This window comes from Ideonella azotifigens (assembly GCF_006519715.1).
In the GTDB taxonomy this organism is placed as follows: domain Bacteria; phylum Pseudomonadota; class Gammaproteobacteria; order Burkholderiales; family Burkholderiaceae_C; genus Ideonella; species Ideonella azotifigens.
The window spans coordinates 42,492-56,899 of record NZ_VIDT01000001.1; the positions used below are offsets into that span (position 1 = coordinate 42,492).

Annotated in this window: 17 protein-coding genes and 2 pseudogenes; 9 read left to right on the top strand and 10 right to left on the bottom strand. The window is 64.5% G+C overall.

Going from position 1 to position 14,408, the window contains the following annotated elements:
* Nucleotides 1-4: 4 nt before the first annotated feature.
* The gene (locus FKP22_RS00235; RefSeq protein WP_170200670.1) at nt 5-667 is read right to left on the bottom strand and encodes a hypothetical protein; all 663 of its coding nucleotides are present in this window, start codon (nt 665-667) and stop codon (nt 5-7) included.
* 257 nt (nt 668-924) lie between these two features.
* Between FKP22_RS00235 and FKP22_RS00240 the strand changes: the two genes are divergently transcribed.
* The 5 genes from FKP22_RS00240 to FKP22_RS00260 all read left to right on the top strand — a co-directional run bounded on the left by FKP22_RS00240 (nt 925) and on the right by FKP22_RS00260 (nt 3,267).
* Entirely contained in the window at nt 925-1,374 is a 450-nt protein-coding gene (locus tag FKP22_RS00240) for a helix-turn-helix domain-containing protein (protein WP_141284024.1), read from the top strand.
* A complete protein-coding gene (gene stbB / locus FKP22_RS00245; protein WP_141284026.1) occupies nt 1,371-2,120 on the top strand; it encodes a StbB family protein in 750 nt (249 codons plus the stop codon). The genes FKP22_RS00240 and stbB overlap by 4 nt, the downstream gene beginning before the upstream one ends.
* A complete protein-coding gene (locus FKP22_RS00250) occupies nt 2,117-2,575 on the top strand; it encodes a hypothetical protein (RefSeq protein ID WP_141284027.1) in 459 nt (152 codons plus the stop codon). The genes stbB and FKP22_RS00250 overlap by 4 nt, the downstream gene beginning before the upstream one ends.
* A gap of 93 nt (nt 2,576-2,668) precedes the next feature.
* On the top strand, nt 2,669-2,947 hold the full coding sequence (locus FKP22_RS00255) for a ribbon-helix-helix domain-containing protein (RefSeq protein WP_141284029.1): 279 nt from the start codon (nt 2,669-2,671) through the stop codon (nt 2,945-2,947).
* Nucleotides 2,948-2,955: 8 nt separating this feature from the next.
* Complete coding sequence (locus FKP22_RS00260) at nt 2,956-3,267, top strand: type II toxin-antitoxin system RelE/ParE family toxin (RefSeq protein WP_231013132.1); 312 nt, start codon at nt 2,956-2,958, stop codon at nt 3,265-3,267.
* Nucleotides 3,268-3,305: 38 nt separating this feature from the next.
* On the opposite strand, the gene FKP22_RS00265 is transcribed toward FKP22_RS00260, so the two are convergent.
* The 6 genes from FKP22_RS00265 to FKP22_RS00290 all read right to left on the bottom strand — a co-directional run bounded on the left by FKP22_RS00265 (nt 3,306) and on the right by FKP22_RS00290 (nt 8,657).
* Nucleotides 3,306-3,659 (bottom strand): DUF7673 family protein, encoded by a 354-nt coding sequence (locus FKP22_RS00265; RefSeq protein ID WP_141284030.1) that lies wholly within the window; start codon nt 3,657-3,659, stop codon nt 3,306-3,308.
* Nucleotides 3,660-3,767: 108 nt separating this feature from the next.
* Nucleotides 3,768-4,643 (bottom strand): DUF932 domain-containing protein, encoded by an 876-nt coding sequence (locus FKP22_RS00270; RefSeq protein WP_141284032.1) that lies wholly within the window; start codon nt 4,641-4,643, stop codon nt 3,768-3,770.
* Nucleotides 4,644-4,732: 89 nt separating this feature from the next.
* Complete coding sequence (locus FKP22_RS00275) at nt 4,733-5,215, bottom strand: single-stranded DNA-binding protein (protein ID WP_141284034.1); 483 nt, start codon at nt 5,213-5,215, stop codon at nt 4,733-4,735.
* 874 nt (nt 5,216-6,089) lie between these two features.
* On the bottom strand, nt 6,090-6,611 hold the full coding sequence (gene radC / locus FKP22_RS00280; RefSeq protein ID WP_141284037.1) for a RadC family protein: 522 nt from the start codon (nt 6,609-6,611) through the stop codon (nt 6,090-6,092).
* 605 nt (nt 6,612-7,216) lie between these two features.
* Nucleotides 7,217-7,504 (bottom strand): hypothetical protein, encoded by a 288-nt coding sequence (locus FKP22_RS31685; RefSeq protein WP_170200671.1) that lies wholly within the window; start codon nt 7,502-7,504, stop codon nt 7,217-7,219.
* A 238-nt stretch (nt 7,505-7,742) separates the two neighbouring features.
* On the bottom strand, nt 7,743-8,657 hold the full coding sequence (locus tag FKP22_RS00290; protein ID WP_141284039.1) for a LysR family transcriptional regulator: 915 nt from the start codon (nt 8,655-8,657) through the stop codon (nt 7,743-7,745).
* Between the two features lie 129 nt (nt 8,658-8,786).
* On the opposite strand from FKP22_RS00290, the gene FKP22_RS00295 reads away from it, so the two are divergent.
* The 4 genes and pseudogenes from FKP22_RS00295 to FKP22_RS00310 all read left to right on the top strand — a co-directional run.
* Nucleotides 8,787-9,251: a (R)-mandelonitrile lyase gene (locus FKP22_RS00295; protein WP_141284041.1), complete on the top strand. Its 465-nt coding sequence runs from the start codon at nt 8,787-8,789 to the stop codon at nt 9,249-9,251.
* A 38-nt stretch (nt 9,252-9,289) separates the two neighbouring features.
* The gene (locus tag FKP22_RS00300; RefSeq protein WP_231013141.1) at nt 9,290-9,745 is read left to right on the top strand and encodes a (R)-mandelonitrile lyase; all 456 of its coding nucleotides are present in this window, start codon (nt 9,290-9,292) and stop codon (nt 9,743-9,745) included.
* An 88-nt stretch (nt 9,746-9,833) separates the two neighbouring features.
* Nucleotides 9,834-10,505: a carboxymuconolactone decarboxylase family protein gene (locus tag FKP22_RS00305; RefSeq protein WP_141284045.1), complete on the top strand. Its 672-nt coding sequence runs from the start codon at nt 9,834-9,836 to the stop codon at nt 10,503-10,505.
* 62 nt (nt 10,506-10,567) lie between these two features.
* Nucleotides 10,568-10,759 (top strand): annotated as a pseudogene (locus FKP22_RS00310) (LysR substrate-binding domain-containing protein); the annotation flags it as partial.
* 23 nt (nt 10,760-10,782) lie between these two features.
* Here FKP22_RS00310 and FKP22_RS00315 read toward each other — a convergent pair.
* From FKP22_RS00315 to FKP22_RS00330, 3 genes and pseudogenes are all read right to left on the bottom strand, one after another.
* The gene (locus tag FKP22_RS00315; protein ID WP_141284049.1) at nt 10,783-11,751 is read right to left on the bottom strand and encodes a sugar ABC transporter substrate-binding protein; all 969 of its coding nucleotides are present in this window, start codon (nt 11,749-11,751) and stop codon (nt 10,783-10,785) included.
* Between the two features lie 87 nt (nt 11,752-11,838).
* Entirely contained in the window at nt 11,839-13,830 is a 1,992-nt protein-coding gene (locus tag FKP22_RS34315; protein ID WP_170200672.1) for a methyl-accepting chemotaxis protein, read from the bottom strand.
* Nucleotides 13,831-14,233: 403 nt separating this feature from the next.
* Nucleotides 14,234-14,408 (bottom strand): annotated as a pseudogene (locus tag FKP22_RS00330) (transposase); the annotation flags it as partial.

The following is a 14,408-nucleotide window of genomic DNA, read 5'->3' on the forward strand; positions in this document are numbered from 1 at the left end:
TTAGTCACGAGGCCGCTTGGCCCACGGATCGGGCGCTGCGACCACAAGGCTGCAAATCCGCTAACACGCGAGATACCAACGCGAGGTGCCGGCGCACGTCGCCCGCCACCGTGTCCAACATGGCCCGATACGGCCTGGCCGGTTCGACGTCTGCAGTGCGAAGCAGTGCCGTCAGGCGGTGGATGTTGCGGCTGAGATTCGACAGCTCTGCGTTGGACGCCGTCAGCACAGCGATGCATTCGCTTCGGCCAGGCCCCGTCCCGCCGCCAGCAAGCGCCGGTACACCGGCCACCAAACCCGCCACATAGGCGCCCGGCGACAGGCCGGCCTGTCGCGCTGCCGCCAGCGTCTCGCGCATGGCCTCCTTGCTCATGCGCAACGAGAGGCGCACGCGGTCGGATGGGGCCGCAAACGAACCGGCTGCCGTGCCGTGCGAGGCACTCAGCTCAGCGCCACCAATCGCCGCAACCACAGCCTCGCGAACCAGCCGGGACGGCGAGACGCCGTGGGCACGCGCCCGCTCAAACAGCGCAGCCTTCAGGCCAAACAAGTCGACGCTGATTCGATCCCTTGAGGAGGAGGTCATGACCGGGTTCTCCGAGCTGGGTTGCACCACACGCGTGAGCGTGTCCGACATCGGCGCCACCGCGCCTATCTCTGCACTCACCTTGGAACCCAGTATCGGCCTCGAACGATGCAGCTGGTCTGCGAGATTCGGGCCGGAATCGTGCCCGCCACTCACCGGCTGGCGGGCCGATCATGAGACGAATGAACCGGCACCGAGACCGAACCGAGACGAAACCGGGATGACTGAGACAGCAGTGAGACAGATGCGAAACACAGCCGGTACGGCAATGAGACGGGTGAGACGCCACCGAGACAAAAAGCGAATCGGAACCGGATCAAACCGAATCGAAAGCGCACATGAACGACCCCGATCCGAACCACCACGACGGCACGCAGTTGGCGCCCAGACGCCCGCCAGGCCGCGGTTCGCGCAAGGCCCGCGCCTACGCCGCCGAGATGGCACGGCTTCAAGCCTTGGACTACACGCTGGACGCCATCTGCGAGGCCTTGGCGGACATTGGGGTCACGGTCAGCAGGAGCACGGTGCACCGAGAGCTGGCCAGGCGTAAAGCGATGGCTACATCGACGCACGCGATACCCGCCTGTGCCGATGCCGATACGTCTCCGCGTCAGCCTGCAAGCGGTGACGGTCTCTCCCGTAGGCCTGCACCGTCGCCTCCGGCCGCAAGTGCCCCGCCAAACCGCACCGTTGATCAACGCGGCAAGGACATTGCCGAGACCTTCATGCGCGGCCACATCACCAACCCCCTGATCCGCGCCAGGCAGCGCAACGAGGAGCAATCATGAAACTCGCGGTCATCAACTTCTCCGGCAACGTCGGCAAGACCACGGTGGCCCGGCACCTGCTGCTGCCTCGTCTGCCGGGCGCCGAGTACGTGGCGGTCGAGAGCATCAACGCGGACGAGGGCCAGGGGCAGGCCTTGCGCGGGCGCCAGTTCGGCGAGCTGCAGGAGTACCTGCAGACCGTCGACAGCCTGGTGGTCGACATCGGCGCCAGCAATGTCGAGGACTTCCTGAACCTGATGCAGCGCTACCGCGGCAGCCAGGAGGATTTCGACTGCTTTGTCGTGCCCACGGTGCCACCGCTCAAGCAACAGCAGGACACCATCGCCACCCTGGCCGAGCTGGCCCGCCTCGGCGTGCCGGCCTCCCGCATGAAGGTCGTCTTCAACATGCTGGAACACGACGCCGAGCTGACCCAGTCCTTCGAGCCGCTGCTTGCCTTCCTGGCCAAGAAACCGGTCGCGCAGGCCAACCCGGCCTGCCGACTGGGCGCAAACGAGCTCTATGCGCGCATCCGAGGAACCGGTGTCGACCTGGCGGAGCTGGCCCGCGACGAGACCGACTACAAGGGACTGATCGCCCGTGCCAAGGACACCGCAGAGAAACTTGCCCTGGCACAGAAGCTCGCCACCCGGCGCCTGGCCTGCGGCGTGGTGCCTGAGCTGGACGCCTGCTTCGCAGCCCTGGCGCTGAGACTGGGATCCGAGGCAGAGCGTAGCCCCCGGCCGTCCTCCAGGAAGGCCGCGTGAGCGAGCTCAGCAGCGCCCGCGAAGCGCTGATTGCCGAGGCGATCGGTGAGGCTGGGAGGCTGATCGAACGCCTGGAGGCGCTTGCGCCAGCACTGGACGCGAACCGCCAGGCCCTGGTCCAGTCCGGCCAGGCCATCGCTGGCCAGTTGGCCGCGTTCGAGACCCGGATGGCCGCCATCACGGAAAACGCCAAGCTGCAGGCGGTCAGGCACATCGCCCGCCGCACCGACGAGATGGCAGCGCGTACGCTGACTGCGCAAACCCGGGCCATGGAGGAGGCGGCTCTGGCGATGTTCAGGAGCGAGCTGGGCCCTGCCCTGCAGCGCCTATCAGCACAGCAACAACCTCCCGGCAAGCACGCCGGCCCCTTCGCGCGCTGGCAAACGCACGCGGCGACGGCTGTGGTGACCTCTGCCCTCACCTGGGCGATGGCGGCATGGCTGTGGGCTCGGTGATGGCGCTCGCATCCATCGGCCCGGGCGACCCTGTCGCCGTGCGCTCGTCGGCCTGGTGTAGGATTAAATCCTACGGAAATCGCGAGGACCGCCATGCGCTCAACACAGCAGTTCAGCATCACGCTGCCCAACGAGATGGCCGACGCCGTGCGCGCCAAGGTGGCCTCGGGCGAGTACGCCACGGAGAGCGAAGTGATCCGCGACGGTCTGCGTACCCTGCTCGCGCGAGATCGGGCGGTCGAGGACTGGTTGCGCAAGGATGTCGCCACCGCCTACGACGCACTGAAGGCCGACTCGTCACGTGCGGTCGGGGTCAACGCCGTCAAGGCGCGACTGGCAGCGGCGCACAAGAAGGTATCGGCGAAGGCCTGAGGCCGCATTTGGTCGTCTTCGCCCCCGAGGCGAGCGACCAGCTCGAAGCGCTGTTCCTGTACATCGCGGAACACGCCTCGCCGACCACAGCACAGCGCTACACGGATGCGGTCGTCTCGACCTGCGAAGGGCTCGCGGTGTTCCCTCAACGCGGTGTGTCACGCGAGGACATCCGCACAGGCCTGCGGCTCACGCATCACAGGGGGCGCACCGTGATCGCCTACACCGTCGACGATGAAGCCAGGACCGTGTCCATCGTCGGCTTGTTCCATGGCAGACAGGACCACGAAGGCGCTTTGACGGAGCGTTGGGACGATTGAATCGGAGCGCCGTGACTGCAACTGAGACGGTGCCGCCGTCAGCTACTGGCCGGCCACTGCAGGCCCCAGCGGTCGATCACGGCACGCAAGCGCCGATCACCATCGGGCACCAGCGTGTGCAGATCCGCGCGCGCCCACCGCAGTGCGTCCAGGCAGATCAGCATGTCGTCGCTGATGGCAACGTCGACAGCGCGCAGTTCGAACAGATCGAACTTGAAGGCCTCGCCGTTGTAGGCGGCGGCCAGGAAGCGTGCGATGCGCGGGATCTGGCCAGAGTCGCGTTCCTCGGCCAGCTTGAGCAGCCGTGCGAATGCGAGCGCGGCTGCTTGGGTGGCCAGGTGCGATCGGGACTCGCACAGCACGATCTCGGCAAAAATGGCATCGGGGTTCATGCGTGGCTCTTTGGTTTCTGGGAGGACGGCCGGCCCGATGGTCGGGCCCGCGCGCTGCCAACTGCGCGCCAGATTCGGAGAGAAATCTGGCGCGCGTTGCCGGGTGGTTCAGCCCTTGAGCTTGCGCATCTCCTCGGCCAGCATCCACAGCGCACGGTTGAGGCTCACGCCGCGGTCGATGCTGCCCACCGGCCGGGTCTGCAGGCGGCGCCCTTGGGCGCTGCGGCCGGGCTGCCCGCCGCGGATCACGTTCTCCTGCACCCGCTGGAACGTGATCCACAGGCTGTGGCCGATGTCCTCGGGCCGGCGCGCTTCAATCAGCTGCTCCGCCGTGACAGGCGCAGGACGCTGCACACCGGCCTCGTCCGGACCTCGCTCACCGAAACGCAGTGCCAGGGCGGCGTTTGCAAAGGCGATCTGCTCGGGCGGCCGCAGCTGCAGCGCCTTCATCGCCTCGGTGTGCTCGGTCACCGCCTCGAACTCGTCGAGCACTCGGAAGGCGCCTTCGATCACTTCGCCCTGGATGTTGCCTTTGTGCGGGATGCGGATGTCGTCCACCACATCGCCCACGATCAGGCCGTTGCAGCAGACGAAGCGAAACATTCCCGCGAGCATCTGGTACGAGCTGGCGCCATCGTGGCTGTTGATCAGGATGATCTCGTTGGCCTCGGCGCGGGTGCTGAGTTGACCGCTGCCGTCACGATGGTGGCGCATGCGGATCATGTGCTTGGTGAATTCGCTCTTGCCTTCGATGCGGCTCTTGCCCTGCGCCACCATGAAGGGCTCGAAGCCCTCTTTGCGCAGGCCGCGCAGCACGTCGATGGTGGGGATGTAGGTGTAGCGCTCGGAGCGGCTGCCATGCTTGCCCTGGGCGAAGATGGACGGCGCTGCGGCGCGCATCTGGTCTTCGCTCAGTGCTTGATCGCCATGCATCACGCGGGTGTCGCGGGCAAAACGGGTGGCCAGTGTCGGGGTCGAGTACATGATGATTTCCTTCGATCATTGAGTAAGGCACGAAGGGCGAGCGCGGTGCAGTGGCCTGTGGCCCAACCCGCGACCCGCCGGGGAACGTTTCAGGCGTCGGCGTGTGCCGGCTGGCGCGCGGTGCGAGGCTTGCGGGGATTACGATTCGAGGCCGCGGTGCTGACACGTTCGGCGCTGCGGTTGACGCCTTCGGCATCGGCGCCACCGTTGCGGCGGGCTTCGCTCTCGGCGCGGCTGTCGAGGTAGTCGATGTCCTCGGCCGTGAACGCCATGCCGTAGACGGTCTCGCCGTCCTTCTCGAAGTTGTTGTTGCGCAGCCGGCCGACGATGTTGACGTGCGAGCCTTTGCCCAGGTACGCCGCTGCGTTCTCGGCCTGCTTGCCCCACAGCGTCCACTGGATCGCGGTGGCTTCCTCTTCGCGGGTGCCGGCTGGATCGCGGTTCGCGCGCCGGGTGTTGCTGATCGCGGTCAGCACCGCCTTGGCAACCTGGCCGTCGCGGCCGTTGACGAATTCGAGTTTGACGGCACCGGCCAGGTGCGCGTGACGCTGGATGACTTGAACGTTGGCCATGAGGGGCTCCTTGCAAGAACGATCAGCCGGACACCGCCCTGGTGTTCCTCAAAACTGATCCTCTCGCTCGGACTTCCTCGCTCCCGCCCACGGGCGGGCGGGGGGTGGGCATGGCCCCTTCCCTCACGGGAAGGGGTGGGGGATGGGTGGTGTGACCCGCAGCCGAAGCAGTGCGCCGGTTTCCCGGCCCACCGCTTGAAGATCCCCCCACAAGTCCCCCTCGCAATTCGATGGGGGCGCAGTTGGGGGGAGCGCGGTGGGACGACTGGCGCACGGGCTGCCCTCCCCTGTATCTCCACGGGAGGCGCAGCGTCGCGGCCGATGTGCCAGCTTGTCTGGCGCGGCGGTTGCAGCGAAGGCGCCCGAACGCCCACGAGCAGCGGCGCCTCTGCGGCCGACGTGCCACCAAGCGCAGCGACTGGCGCGGCGGTCGAGCCGCTGCGAACACTTCTTTGCACCCGATCTTCAGCGGCCCGGCTTCGGGCATGGCGGGTGACCGGGGTGGCGATCTGGCTGGCGCCGCATAGAGTGGAGCGCAGCGCAGCGAACTGCAAGCCGGTCAGTTCGCCAAGCAGGCCTCGTTCACGCGCAGCGTGAAGGAAACAAGGCCCGCGCGCCCCGGACACGGGAAAGGGCCGCCGTCGCCGTTCCCACCGGCCCAGCCGGCCTGACCGTGTTGCGTGAGAGATGGCAGCCCGTCAGGGGCGAGACGCTGAGCCCTTAACAGCGGCTCGCTGCGCAGCAGCGCAACAGCCCGCCCCCACGCAGCGGGGACACGCCCAGCGAGAGACTGTTCCCGCCACAGACGGCACGGCAGCCTCAGACGCCAGGCAGACTGCAGGCCAACGAGAGCGGACCAGGTCCGCCCAGGGCTTCACAAGAGCCCGCGTTCGGCAAAGCTCACTGCCGCCGCGCCTGCCACCACCAGGTGATCCAGCACCCGCACGTCCACCAGCGCCAGCGCAGCCTTCAACCCGCTGGTAACGGCTTCATCTGCACGACTGGGCTCCGCAAGCCCCGACGGATGGTTGTGCGCCAGGATCACCGCTGCCGCGTTCAGCGCCAGCGCTTCCTTGACCACCTCCCGGGGATAGACCGACGTCTGGCTGACCGTGCCGCGGAACATCTCCTTGCAAGCCAGCACGCGATGCTGGGAGTCCAGGAAGAGGATCGCGAACACCTCGTGTTCCAGCAGCCCGATCTGCAGCGACAGGTACTCCCTGACTTCCTGCGGCGACGTCAGTTCCGGACCGCGCCGGATCCACTGCGACAGCACTTGCCGCGCCTCGTGCAGCACTTCTTCGGGCTTGGCCGCGCGGTGGTGGCCATCGGGCTCCTGCACCAGCAGCGCGGTGAACAGGCCGAACTGCGCAGACGATTGAACGGTCGAGGACATGGCGAGCTCCAGTCTGAGTCGGGCGGGATTGCCCGAGACCGGGACGCATCGACGCAGCGCAGCTGTCAAGGCTCGCCGACGACCGCAGGGCGCAAGCGCTCGCCACCGCGAGCGCGCAGGCCTTGACCGCGAGAACGTCGGGGCACGATGGGTCGACACGGCAACCCCCCCTCCGCACGCCACCAACACCAGCGGAAGGACCGCCGGCAATGCCGGCCTCGCCGAACTGCGTGAGGGATCAAAGCCCGTCAGGGGCGAGACGTTGGCCGCAGGACAGCGGCTCGACGCCCAGCGCGCGAGCCCGGCCCAGCAAAGCGGGGACACGCCTGCCCCTTGCCCGAAGCTTGCAGCGACCGCCCACCAAGCCTCAAGTCATGCAGTTGCCCCCAAGCGATGGGGACAACGCTGTGGAGAACCCGTGCGCGGCGTCGCTAAGCCATTGCCATCACTGGGCCGGCGACGGATTGCCTCGAAAGACGGCACTTGTGTAACCGAAGGGCCGTTCGAGCGGATCTGCAACCGAGTTGCAAGCCTGACCAGGGTGCCCCATTGCCCGAGCTCGTCCTGCCGCAGCCGCCGACCATGGACATGGGCGGCCACGGCCTCTACTCGACGGTGGGCGAGTACATGAAGTTCATCCGCATGTTGCTCAACGATGGCGCCGGAGCCAACGGACGCGTGTTGAGACCCGAGACCGTCGCATCGATGACGCGCAGCGGGTTGCCAAGCGGGCTGCGCAGCGGCGGGTGGACGACATCGATCGCTTCCTTGTCGAACGACGGCGAGTATTTCCCCACGGTGCCGAAGAACTGGGTTACACCTTTCAGATCAACGAGAAAGCGACGCCTTCCGGCCGACCGGCCGGCCGGTTCACTGATGTGGGCAGTTTGCACAACTAGCTCGCGCGATCGCCGGCAACGGGTAACGCGCCGGGAACCAGATTCGAGGCCCTTCACCCCGTCTGGGATTTCGAGCGGCGGGGTAGTAAGACCGGTACGCGCAATGCGGGACGGGTGCCCGAAGTTTGCCGGGTACCGTACTCCCCCAGCAAACGCCAGCCCCTCGCCGGCCTTCTCGCTGGTGATGAAAGCGCCGCGCTTCAGTGGTCCACGGCGACAATGGCGTTCGCGGTCAGAAGCGGGCACTCTCAGTCGGCCCGCGGTACCTGAGCGCTTCGATGACAAGGGCCAACGCGGGCGCCATCTGGCGCCGACTCGCGTAATACAGGTGATAGCCCGGAAAGCTAGGCCACCAATCTCTCAGCACTGCCACCAGTGTGCCCTCGGCGATGTGCGGGCGGACAAGATCGAGCGGCACGTAGGCAAAACCCATCCCATCGACAGCAGCCCGCAGCATCAGAGGCGTGTTGTTGAAAACCGTCTGGCCCTCGACCTTCACATTGACGGACTTCTTTCCCTTCTCGAAATCCCACGCATACAGGTTGCCTCGGGTGGGCAGGCGCAAGTTCACGCACCGGTGGGCGGTCAGGTCCTGCGGCGTCTTCGGAATCGACTTGCCCTCGATGTATCCGGGCGATCCCACGACCGCCATTCGCATGTCGGGTGCGATGCGAACGGCCACCAAGTCCTTGTCCACCCGGTCTCCGACACGCACGCCGGCATCAAAACGCTGAGAGGCGATGTCCGTGAATCCATAGTCCACACTGAACTCGATCTGGATGTCGGGATATTGCCGGAGCAAGGGCAGCAGCCGCGGCCAGAGCGCTGTTGTGATCGCGTGGTCATGCGCGGTGATGCGCACGGTGCCGGCGGGCCGGTCGCGCATCGCACTGAGTGAACCGAGTTCGTCCTCGATTTCCTGCAGCCTTGGTGCTACCGCGCCAAGGAGTCGGGCGCCGGCTTCGGTCGTCGAAACGCTTCTTGTGGTGCGCGTCAGAAGACGAACCCCGAGCCGCGCTTCCAGAGCCAACATGGCGTGACTCACTCCCGAACGCGACACACCTAGCTGGGCGGCGGCTCGGGTGAAGCTGCGCTCCCGCGCGACGACAACAAAAGCCTGTAGATCGTTCAGATTTTCTTTGGCCATTGGTGAGCGGCGTGCACAAGCGTGTTCAGATTCTCCTACCTTCTCAACCAATGTGCTCGCAAATAGAGTTCGGCCATTGTCACCGCAACCATCGTGCAGCGGCACCCAACAAAATGAAGGGGCCTTCCAATGAAGCTCATACACCCCGGCACGGAGCCATCCGCCAGAGGACCCGCTGATTTTTTCACCGGCGAGGTCCGCATCGACATGCTGAACAGTCCGCCTGCGCCGGCACGGGCATCGTGTGCGAGCGTAACCTTCGAACCGGGCGCGCGTTCGGCCTGGCACACGCATCCCTTGGGACAGACCTTGATCGTCACGGCGGGCTGCGGCTGGACCCAGTGCGAAGGAGAGCCAATCGTCGAAATCCGTGCGGGCGACGTCATCTGGTGCCCGCCGGGTCACAAGCACTGGCATGGCGCGACCGCGACCACGGCCATGACACACATCGCCGTGACCGAGGCGTTCGACGGAAAGAACGTCGAGTGGTTGGAGCACGTGACCGAGCCGAGTATTTGGAAGGGCCATCGAGCAGCACGGCAGCGCACGGTTGACCTGCTCTCCACACCCTATCCCACCAGGAGTTCGAGATGAATGTACGTACGACCGGAATCACAGGCTGCCTCGCGGTGATGCATGCGTGTCTCGCCGGCGCCGTTGAGCCATCCCCAACGAGTGCCGCTGCACAACAACAGATCACTCGAGCTGGGTCTCAACCATCCGCGACTGGGCCCGAGGCCTTCTTCACGGGGCGAGTACGAGTCGATCCGATCTGGCCAGCGAGCAGCGACATCAACGCCTCGGGAGCCTACGTGACCTTCGAGCCGGGTGCGCGCTCAGCTTGGCATTCCCATCCGAAGGGTCAGCAACTGGTTGTGCTTTCCGGATTTGGTCGAACTCAGGAATTGGGCAAGCCCGTGCAGGAACTCCGTCCCGGCGATGTCGTGTGGTGTCCGCCCGGCGTCAAGCACTGGCACGGCGCTTCGCCCACGACGGCGATGACGCACATCGCGGTCACGGGGACTGCCAATGGCAAAAATGTCGAATGGATGGAGAAGGTCAGTGATGAGCAGTACACGGCACGCTGATCGATTTGGGCGATGCGCCGCCGGCTTAACGCTGGGCTTCGCGGCCGCGTTCTGCCAGGCAGCCGCACCGGCGCAGGAGTCACAAGCCATGTCCAATACCCAGCCCGCCTCACAAACGCTGTCGATTCGACAGCAAGCCATCATTCCGATTGCTGCGTTCGGCGCCGCCGGCGACATGCCCCGTTTGGTCGTCGCGCTGAATCAGGGCCTCGACGCGGGCATGACTGTGAATGACGCCAAGGAAGTGTTGATTCAGCTCTACGCGTACGCCGGCTTTCCGCGCAGCTTGAATGCCCTGGGCGAGTTGATGAAGGTCGTAGACGCCCGCAAGCAGCGCGGCCTCCAGGACGCGCAGGGCCGCACGCCGAGTCGCGCAATTGCACAGGGCGATGCGTTGCTGGCGGCCGGAACAGCAAATCAAACCAAGCTCGCTGGCGGCCCCGTGAAGGGTCCGCTGTTCGAGTTCGTGCCTGCGGCCGATGAGTACCTCAAGACGCATCTGTTCGGCGACATCTTCGAGCGTGACAACCTGGACTGGCAAACTCGCGAACTCGCTACAGTCAGCATGCTGTCGGCATTGCAAGGCACCGAATCTCAGCTGCGGTCGCACATAAGTTTTAGCATGAACATCGGAGTCACTGCCGCTCAGCTCGGCCGGTTGGTCGAGGTTCTGGCAGATCGCGTAGGCATCGAAGCCGCAAGCCGGGCACGGGCTTCGCTCGCCGCTCAACGGGCATCGCAACCGATGCCGCCAGTGTAGTGCTTTGTTCTTGGGTGAACTTAACTGTGTTGGCGCCGACTGGAAACTGAGCAGCGCTTTCAGGCCATGGATTGGCCTTCCTGCCGGAAGACATGGTCCTGCCCCATGTCGAGGCCGGACGTCTCAAGAAGGTGATGCCCGAATGGTGTCCGCGCTTCCCCGGCCTGCATGCCTATTACACCAGTCGGCGGCATCCGACGCGGGCATTGGCGACGGTGATCGAAGCGCTGCAGCAGTCCGCCCAAACCGAGTGAAGGCCAGGTCCTGAAGGTACCGGTCACCATTCAGGTGGGCAGCTCGCAAGGGTGTCTCTGGTGATCAAAGGGGTCTCGTAGGTCAAGAACTGAGCCTTTGCGGTGTTCTTACCCGTCGCAGCCTCGTAAAGGGCTTTGGCAGCGAGGCGGCCAATTGTACCTGGACGGGTGCAAACCGACCCATCAAAAACGCCACTGCGAACAGCCTCGTTGCCCAAGGCGGACCCCCCGCCAGTGGCAATCAGGCGGGTCTTTGCGCCTGCCGCCTGGATGGCGCGAGCGCAGCCAAGCGCCATGTCATCGGCATGACTGAATAGCAGGTCCAGCTTGGGATTTGCCTTCAGCATTTCACTGCAGACGGCCTCTCCTTTGGCGGGAGACCAGTCCGTGGCGCGAGAAGCGACGATCTTGTAAGGAATGCCGGACTTGTCCAGCGCCTTTCGGAATCCTTCATTGCGCTGGGTAACTGCGGAAAAGCCAGCTGCCCCTTCCACCACGCCGATGGTGCCCGCATGGTCGTGCGGCAGCAACTTCACCGCCAGTTCACCGGCCCGTTCCCCGGCCACGACGTCATCCGTGGCGACAAACGCCGTGAGCTTCTCGTACACGTACTTGGGGCCCTTTTTCGGATCTCCGACCTGAGACGCTGCAGCCACAAAGGGGATGTTGTGACCGGCTGCATCATCCACCCATTGCACAGCCTGCCCGGCGTCGGCAACGATCGCAGCGATGCCATCGACCTTGTACCCGACCATGTCCTCAATGGCGTGTGCCTGCCGCTCCACATTGGAGTGTGGATTCAGGATGATGGCTTTGCAGCCCAGCTCGACACAGGCCTTCTTGAAGCCGCTCGCCACGGCGGCGTCATAGGGATATTGGGTGTTATTGGCAACGTAGACAAGCGTGATGTCCTTGGCGGTTGCTGAATGGGTTGCGATGGCCGCTGAAAACGCGACCAAGACAGAAGGCAGAATTTGGCGATACTTGATCATGTTGATCTCGCGTAACGTGGGCTCGGCCGATCAAGCGCGGACGCGCTTGATGCCTGCGCATGCTGTTAGGGATGGCTCGGCCGCGCTTCAAACGGCGATGCGGAAAACTGCAACCGCTTGCACCAAGGCTGCTGCCTCGTGACTCAGGCTTTCTGCAGCTGCGGCGGATTCCTCCACAAGAGAGGAGTTTTGCTGCGTGGACGTATCCATCGAGTTGATTGCCTCGCCAACCTGCGCGACACCGGTTCGCTGCACTGCACTGGCGACATTGATTTCGCTCATGAGCGACGTGACATTGCGAATTGACGTCACCACCTCGTCCATGGTGCCGCCTGCGCGAGCCACCAACGCTGTACCACGTTCGACCTGCTCCACGCTGGCAGAAATGAGACCTCGGATCTGCCGCGCCGCGTCGGCGCTTCGACCCGCTAAGGAACGCACTTCGCTTGCTACCACCGCAAACCCTCGCCCCTGTTCCCCCGCACGGGCCGCTTCGACGGCGGCATTGAGCGCCAAGATATTGGTTTGGAAAGCAATGCCATCAATGACGCCGATGATCTCCCCTATCTTGCGGCTGCCGTCATTGATCACGCGCATGGTGTCCACGACCTCGGCGACCACTTCGCCGCCTCTGGCGGCCACCTCGGAGGCATCGCGGGCAAGATGATCGGCGCGTTCCGCTGCCGTGGCGTTGCGGCGGACGTTCGCGCCGAGTTCCTCCATCGTGGCCGCCGTCTGCTGCAAAGCGCTTGCCTGGCGCTCCGTGCGCTGGCTCAAATCAAGGTTGCCCTGGGCAATCTCAGAACTGGCATTTGCCACACTGTCACTGCCATCGCGAACCCGCCGTACCACATCGGTCAGGCGAAGGTTCATGTCCCTCAGCGCTGACATCAACTGGCCGACCTCGTCTGATCCCGTGACCTCGACCTCCGTCCTCAGATCTCCCTCCGCCACGTGCCGTGCGACCTGTACCGCTTTGGCCAGAGAATGTGACGTACTGCGCGCGATGGCCACGAGCATGAGCGCTGCCAAAGCTGCGACTCCCACCATCAACGCGATGGTCCAACTCATGGTCACCCGCGATTGAGACTGCTGTCGAGCCAGCAGCGCATTGATCACGTTGAATGACTGCGTGATCATGGTGAACTGTGCATCAATCAGAATTGTGGTTTCGCCGAAGTATTCGGCCGATGTACCTGAGGGCAATCGTTGCTGCAGAAATGTCTGGTCGATCACCGAGCCCATCACCTGGGCCGAGCCCAAGGCCGAACCAGCCACTTCTTTGAGCGCGCTGTCGTCTGCTGACAAAGATCGGGCGACACGCTGGAAGTCCACACGAACAGCGTCCAGTTGGAACAGCATTTGATCGAGTTGCAGCGACAGAGTGGCTTGATCGGCGCCGCTGACCCCCCGATGCGACAAGGCGCTGGCACTGACGGCCTGCATTCTGCTCATGCGCTCGGTGAGTGCGGGGAGGGACAGAAGCGCCATCTGCGCAAGATGCAGCGTCTCGCCCTCACGATCCAATCCTATCCGTGACACATCCGCCACCCGCCCCAGCAATGCCAACTCCGAGGCTGCCAAGGCTGCATGCTGATCCAGGCTGGTGGAGGGATCGATCGAGCCGGTTGCGGCAGCCTGTCGCAAGGGCATCCATTCGCTCGCCACCTTTTCTGCGGCACCCGTGAACTCATCAGAACGGACACGCAGGCGATCTAAAGCGGCATCCACCTCCGCAGCCTTGCCTTTGAGCGCAGCAACTTGTCCTTCATCACCCGCCTGTGCCATGGCCGCAATGGTTCGGTGCTGCTGCGTCAAACGCAGCAACTCCAGCACCGATTGAGCCTCGCTCAGACCTTCTCGCTGAGCCGCAACCCGCCGCTCCTCGTTGGCCAGGTTGGTCATGATCAACGCCGTCGGCACTGCTGCCATGAGCACCGCGCAACCACCAATCAAGGCAAACTTTCGACGGATTGGCCAACGATTGAGTAGGTCTGCAAAAGTTATCGCTCGCATGCGTATGGCCTTGTAGTGATGGGTTGCGAATTTGTCTCGATCGAGCAAGCATTCTTCGTCCACCGCCCACTTCACTTGAGCAGATAAAGGCGCCCTACTGGCCCCAATTCAAGATCATCTGCTGTATTCGTCACGAAGTGTGACATCGCGCGCACACGGCCAGTGATGCGGGGGTGGAGGCATGTCCGGGCGACACCAGGCTGTCTGAACCGGCCTTTCGTCGTCGGGGCCGATCTCAAGTTCAAGCGCTGGCAGATAGCCATCCCATTGCGCTTCGGTGCGCGGGCCTGCGATGGTGGCGCTCACGAGTGGGTTCTTCAACACCCATGCCAGTGCGAACACCACGGATGTCGTCCCTCGTTGATCGGCATGGCGCGCGACAGCTGGGCGACCTGAAGTGATTCGGAGCGCCATTCCGTCTGTTGAGCAACCGGTCGCCAATGCGGGTGGCTTTGACCTGCCCAGGCACGCTGGTGAACACGCCTCGCCGCAGCGGCTCGGTCGTGATGTCGCGGAAGAAGCGCTCGACCATGTTCAGCCACGGAGCAGAGGTCGGCGTGAGGTGCATGTTGAAGCTCGGATGCCTGGCCAGCCATTCCTGCACGGCGGGGTGCTTGTGCGTGGCGTAGTTGTCGGCGATC